We start from the raw sequence: 654 nt of genomic DNA, 5'->3' as shown, positions 1-654 counted from the left end.
AATTAAAAATTAAAGAGGCTGGATGAAAAGGATGAAGAAAATAATAGGATGTCTGGTTGGGGTACTGCTGACTGCGGAAGCATGGGCGGGCGGAACTTTAACACTCGGTTCGCATGTCTTTACACAGGGAGACAGTCTTCACATAGAACTGCTACTCAATCTGAGTGATGCAAAAGCGGGGAATGCGGAGGCTTATCTGTTCACTCCCGTGCTTCGTGGCGCAGGGCGTCTGCAAGAGCTGCCCGCTGTGGTAGTGAGCGGACGTCGCCGTGCCCGTGCCGACCACAGGCAGCAGGCGCTTCAACCATCTCCCGGTTATTTGCCTCCTTACCGTACGCTTTATGCCCGAAACCGGAAAGATAGCATTATTTATAAGGTATCCGTTGCCTATAGCCCATGGATGGAACACGCTTCATTGGTGTTGATGCGCGAACGACGGGATTGCTGCCGGATGAAGATGCTCGGAGTAGAGCCGGTGATAACCGATCTTGCCCTGACAAGCCCTTTCCATGTTCCGCAGGGACAGATATCAGTTTCACAGAGGCAAATGGCCGTTTCACAAGGACAGGCTGTAAATCTGCCGGAGCAGACGGCAATCCCGCAGGCAGTTACAGAAAGACATGAAAATGCCGCCAACCGGCAAGAAACCCAAAG

At 52.3% G+C, this 654-nt stretch carries 1 protein-coding gene; it reads left to right on the top strand.

Translation table 11 applies throughout. The features are described 5' to 3' along the window. Positions 1-31: 31 nt before the first annotated feature. On the top strand, positions 32-654 hold a 623-nt coding region (locus tag BACCELL_RS25535), incomplete at its 3' end, for a DUF3868 domain-containing protein (RefSeq protein ID WP_248604816.1).

The organism is Bacteroides cellulosilyticus DSM 14838, assembly GCF_000158035.1.
GTDB classification, from domain to species: domain Bacteria; phylum Bacteroidota; class Bacteroidia; order Bacteroidales; family Bacteroidaceae; genus Bacteroides; species Bacteroides cellulosilyticus.
This window is presented reverse-complemented; position numbering and strand designations above follow the sequence as displayed.